1 protein-coding gene is annotated in these 625 nt (G+C 56.6%); it reads right to left on the bottom strand.

The annotated features are described in order from the left end of the window. Window positions 1-29: 29 nt before the first annotated feature. On the bottom strand, window positions 30-625 hold a 596-nt coding region (locus NN5_RS24840; protein ID WP_217998782.1), incomplete at its 5' end, for a hypothetical protein.

Below are 625 nucleotides of genomic sequence, written 5' to 3'. Positions count from 1 at the left end.
TGTCGACCATGGGGCTTGCCGCGCGCCGGCTAAGCCGCGCGCGCATTCCTTAGCGCTTCCGCGATCACTGCCGCAGCTGCCTTAGCAGTCTCGCGTTCAGTTTCGCCTGGTTCCATGGCCGTAGCCACGTCAAAATTGCCAGACAGCCAAGCGCCGATCGATCCGAGCTGACGAAACAAGGTGTCAGCGACCATTGACGCAGAATCAAGTATAGTTCCATCAATCTGCAATGCAGAGAACGGTCGCTTGCGGACTTCTCCGAACCAGCTGCGATTTTTCTCCACCCGCCCATGCTCCATCGGCGCGCCGTGTACCACCGTGTGACGTGCGGTCATGAGGACCTCGCCAAGGTTTGCTGCATATTCGACACAGCCCAAGAGTAATGGCTCCTCCTCCGCCAGCGCGCGCAAGGCCTTGAAGCGATCGCTGACGGTCATGCGATCGGTTGTCGGGATCTGTCCCACTGCGATTTCTCTGGATTTGGTCAACAGCACAAATTCAAGCTGCTGCTCAACCATGCTGAACAATACAACAAATGTCCCGATCTGACGTTGCGTTTCCTCGTCGATACCAAAAAAGCATGGAGTTTGGTTTGCACGGGCGCATTGGCCAGTCCCGTGAACAA

Origin of the sequence: Novosphingobium naphthalenivorans NBRC 102051, assembly GCF_001590985.1 — a bacterium.
Classification (GTDB): domain Bacteria; phylum Pseudomonadota; class Alphaproteobacteria; order Sphingomonadales; family Sphingomonadaceae; genus Novosphingobium; species Novosphingobium naphthalenivorans.
The sequence above is the reverse complement of the archived record's forward strand: the minus strand, read 5'-3'. Positions and strand labels throughout refer to the sequence as shown.